At 71.3% G+C, this 5,017-nt stretch carries 1 protein-coding gene and 1 pseudogene; both read left to right on the forward strand.

Annotated elements, in window-relative coordinates:
• Nucleotides 1–2,549 (forward strand): SDR family NAD(P)-dependent oxidoreductase (locus IEJ02_RS50180; RefSeq protein ID WP_191070440.1); only part of this gene is annotated, 2,549 nt, incomplete at its 5' end.
• Between the two features lie 47 nt (nucleotides 2,550–2,596).
• Nucleotides 2,597–5,017: pseudogene (locus IEJ02_RS47355) on the forward strand (type I polyketide synthase); the annotation flags it as partial.

A 5,017-nucleotide genomic window follows, 5' to 3' on the forward strand; every position in this document is an offset into this window, starting at 1 on the left:
CCCAACACATCCGCCAACCCGTCCACTTCCACCCCGCCATCACCCACACCACACCCCACACCACCACCTACCTCGAACTCGGCCCCGACCCCATCCTCACCACCGCAACCCACCACACCCTCCACCACCACACCACCGAAAACCCCACCGACCGACCAGCACCCCTCATCACCTCCACCCTCACCCACAAACGACCCGACACACACGCCCTCACCCACACCCTCGCCCAACTCCACACCAACGGCACCACCATCGACTGGACCAGCTGGTACCCCACCACCCCCACCCCCCGCACCATCGACCTCCCCACCTACGCCTTCCAACACCAGCACTACTGGCTCGCCCCGCCCGCTCCGCGCGCCGACGGTCGTGTCAACGGCCACCACCCGGCCGAGGCGAGGCTTTGGGACGCCATCGAGGAGCTCGACGTCGACGCCCTCACCAGCACACTCCAGCTGGACAAGGACAGCCCCGGCGTCGATGCCCTGCTGCCCGCGCTCCCCGTCCTGTCGACCTGGCGACGCCGGCACCGCGAGCGGTCCACCATCGACTCCTGGCGCTATCGCATCGCATGGAAGCAGCTGCCGGACTCCGCCACCGCGCCGACGCTCAGCGGGACCTGGCTGCTGCTCGTCCCCTCCGGGCTGGAGGAGCACCCGGCCGTCCACGCCACCGTTCAGGCGCTGGACGCCCATGGCGCGGCCCATGAAGTCCTCTCGCTCGATGGCGCGGACGCCCGACGCGACGCCCTCGCCCCACTGCTCTCGCATCTGCCCGACGGCAGCACACCCGAGGGCATTCTGAGTCTGCTCGCACTCGACCAGACGCCCCACCCCGACCATCCGGCCGTCCCCGCAGGGCTGGCCGCGACAGCCGCCGTTGTCCAGGCCCTGAGCCAGACGCCGCTCATCGCGCCCCTGTGGTGCGTCACCCAGGGTGCGGTGGCCGCCACCGCCACCGATCCGCTCCCCCACCCGCACCAGGCCCAGGTCTGGGGTATGGGCCGGGTCGCGGCGCTGGAACATCCCCACCTCTGGGGCGGTCTCATCGACCTCCCGGCCGACGTGGACGCCCGCACCCCCGCCCGTATCGCCGCCGTACTGGCGCCCGGCAGGCCCGAGGACCAGGTGGCGATCCGCGCCACCGCGCTGGCCCGCCGACTGGAGCGCGCCGCCGCCTGCCCGGACACCGCGCCCTCCGCGTGGCGCCCCACCGGTACAACTCTGATCACCGGCGGCACCGGCGGTCTCGGCGCCCATGTGGCCCGCTGGCTCGCCCGCCGGGGCGCACCCCATCTCCACCTCGTCAGCCGCTCAGGACCCGACGCCCCCGGGGCCGCTCAACTCACCGAAGAGCTCACCGCGTTGGGCGCGGCCGTCACCATCACCGCCTGCGATGTATCCGACCGCGCCGCGCTCCAGCACCTCCTCGGCACCATTCCCGCTGAGCACCCCCTCACCGCCGTCGTCCACGCCGCCGGGCTCGCGGAGAACACCCCGCTCGCCGAACTCGACCTTCCGGGGATCGAGGCGGTGCTGCGGCCCAAGGCACTGGCGGCCACCCATCTCCATGAGCTCACCAAGGATCTCGACCTCAGCGCCTTCGTGCTCTTCTCGTCCGGCGCGGCCGCGTGGGGCGGTAGCCGACAGCCCTCGTACGCCGCCGCCAACGCCTATCTCGACGCCCTCGCCGAGCACAGCCGGGCCAGGGGCCTGCCCGCCACCAGCCTCGCCTGGGCGCCGTGGAGCGATGCGGGCATGGCCGCCGACGAGGCCGTCATCGACTACTACCGCCGGCGCGGGATGCGTCCCCTGGACACCGATCTCGCCATCGCCTCGCTCCAGCACTCCCTCGACCACGGCGACACCACGATCGCCATCGCGGACATCGACTGGGAGAGGTTCCCGGCCGGTTTCACCGCGCAGCGGCCCAGCCCGCTGCTGTCCGACCTGGCCGCCACCGCGTCGCCGGGCGCCGAAGCCACCCCGGATGCCACCGCCGCCATGAGCGGTTCGCTTCAACGGCAGCTGGCCACCGGCTCCCCCGCCCAGCAGCACCAGCTCCTGCTCCATCACATCCAGACACACGCCGCCGCGATCCTCGGCCATCCCACCATCGATGCCGTCCCACCCGCCCAGCCGTTCCAGGAGCTGGGGTTCGACTCCCTCACGGCCGTCGAATTCGGGCATCGGCTCTCCGCCGCCACCGGTCTCGACCTTCCGCCCACCCTGGTCTTCGACCACCCCACCCCCAAGGAGCTGGCCGACTATCTGCGCGAGCGGCTCGTCGAGGGGCAGCTGACCTCCGAGGGACATCTGCTGTCGGAGCTCGACCGGTGGGACGCGGTCTCGGAGCCCTCGGCGGTGGACGAGGCGGCCCGTCGCCGGATCACCGGGCGACTGCGGCTGCTGCTGGCCAAGTGGAACGACACGGAACGGGAAACGGAGCGTTCCGCGGCCCACAGCGAGCTCGAGACGGCGACGGCAGAAGACATTTTCGACCTCATCTCCGATGAGTTCGGAAAGTCCGACGAGTTCGGAAAGTCGTGAGCCCGATGACCCCCATCCTCCGCGACGCGCCAAGGAGCCTCCGCTAGATGTCGAACGAAGAGAAGCTGCTCGACCACCTCAAGTGGGTCACGGCCGAGTTGCGCCAGACCCGTGAGCGTCTGCGGGAGGCCGAGTCCGCCGAGCCGGAGCCCATCGCGATCGTGGGCATGGCCTGCCGCTATCCGGGTGGGGTGCGGTCGCCGGAGGAGCTGTGGCGGCTGGTGCGGGACGGCGAGGACGCCGTCTCCGGCTTTCCCACGGACCGGGGCTGGGGCGTTGAGGAGCTGTTCGACCCGGATCCCGAAAGCTATGGGAAGTCCTATGTGGACCAGGGTGGATTCTGTTATGACGCGACCGCGTTCGACGCGGCCTTCTTCGACATCAGCCCCCGCGAGGCCCAGGCCATGGACCCCCAGCAGCGGCTGCTGCTGGAGACCGCGTGGGAGGCGTTCGAACGCGCCGGGCTCAACCAGGCGTCGCTGGACGGCAGCAACACCGGGGTGTTCGCCGGGGTGGGTTCGCATGACTATCTGTCGGTCATCGGCGACATCACGAGCGAGGTGGAGGGCTACGTCGGCCCCGGGAACCTCGGCAGTGTGGTGTCCGGGCGGGTGGCGTACTCGCTCGGCCTCGAGGGGCCCGCGGTCACGGTGGACACCGCGTGTTCCTCGTCGCTGGTCGCCATCCACCTGGCGTGTCAGGCGCTGCGCAACGGCGAATGCGATCTGGCCCTGGCCGGTGGCGTGGCCGTGATGGCGACGCCCGGCGCGTTCATCGAGTTCTCCCGTCAGCGCGGCATGGCCCCGGACGGCCGCTGCAAGCCGTTCGCGGCGGCCGCCGACGGCACCGGGTGGGGCGAGGGCGCCGGGTTGATCGTCCTGGAGCGCCTGTGTGAGGCGCAGCGCCGCAACCGCCGTGTCCTCGGGGTGATCCGGGGTTCCGCGGTCAACCAGGACGGAGCCAGCAATGGCCTTACGGCGCCGAACGGGCCCTCGCAGCAGCGGGTGATCCGGCAGGCCCTGGCCAACGCGCAGCTGTCCACCGCCGAGGTGGACGCGGTCGAAGGACACGGCACCGGGACCACCCTCGGCGATCCGATCGAGGCCCAGGCGCTGCTGGCCACGTACGGCCAGGGCAGGCCGGAGGACCGGCCGCTGTGGCTGGGCTCGATCAAGTCCAACCTGGGGCACACCCAGGCCGCCGCCGGTGCGGCCAGTGTGATCAAGATGGTGATGGCGATNCAAGTCCAACCTGGGGCACACCCAGGCCGCCGCCGGTGCGGCCAGTGTGATCAAGATGGTGATGGCGATGCGGCATGAGCTGCTGCCCGCCTCGCTGCACATCGACGAGCCGACGCCGCACGCCGATTGGGCGTCGGGTGCGGTGCGGTTGCTGACCGAGCCGGTTGCGTGGCCGCGTGGGGAGCGTCCGCGCCGGGCCGGTGTGTCCGCGTTCGGGATCTCCGGTACGAATGCCCATCTCATCCTGGAGCAGGCACCCGCCCCCGCCGGGACGCCATCCGTCGCGACGGTGCCGACCGACGGCGACAGCGACGGTGTGTCGGCGGGTGGTGTGGTGCCGTGGGTGGTGTCCGGGCGTGGCACGGAGGCGTTGCGCGGTCAGGCACGGGCCCTGGCCGAACGCGTGGCCACCGACCCCCAACCCTCCCCGGCGGACGTCGGCTGGTCGCTCATCACCACCCGGTCCGTCTTCGACCACCGCGCCGTCATCGTCGGCGCACACCGCGACGAACTCCTGGCCGGACTCAACGCCCTGGCCACCGGCGACACCCACCCCACCGTCATCGAGCCAACCACCATGAGCGGCATGGGAGCCGGGGGCATGGGACCGGTCCTGGTCTTCCCCGGCCAAGGCTCCCAATGGCTCGGCATGGGGGCCGGACTGCTGGACACCTCCCCCGTCTTCGCCACCCGCGTAGCCGAATGCGAACAAGCCCTCACCCCACACGTGAACTGGTCCCTGACCGAGGTCCTGCGCGGCGGCGTGGGCGCCGCCGACCTCGCCCGCGTCGACGTCGTCCAGCCCGTCCTGTGGGCCGTCATGGTCTCCCTCGCCGCCGTATGGGACCACCACGGCGTCACCCCCACCGCCGTCGTCGGCCACAGCCAAGGCGAAATCGCCGCCGCCTGCGTCGCCGGAGCCCTCTCCCTCGACGAAGGCGCCCGCATCGTCGCCCTCCGCGCCCACGCCCTCCGACGCCTCGCCGGACACGGCGCCATGGCCTCCCTCACCCTCAGCCAACACCACACCGAAGAACTCCTCACCAAACTCGGCCAACCAGCCCACAACGTCAGCATCGCCGCCGTCAACGGACCCGGATCCGTCGTCGTCTCCGGACCACCCGACCAAGTCGCCCACACCGTCACCGCATGCGAACAAACAGGCCACCGCGCCCGACTCATCGACGTGGACTACGCCTCCCACAGCCCCCAAATCGACGAAATCGC

It is taken from the genome of Streptomyces sp. 5-10, from assembly GCF_014712245.1.
GTDB lineage: Bacteria > Actinomycetota > Actinomycetes > Streptomycetales > Streptomycetaceae > Streptomyces > Streptomyces violaceusniger.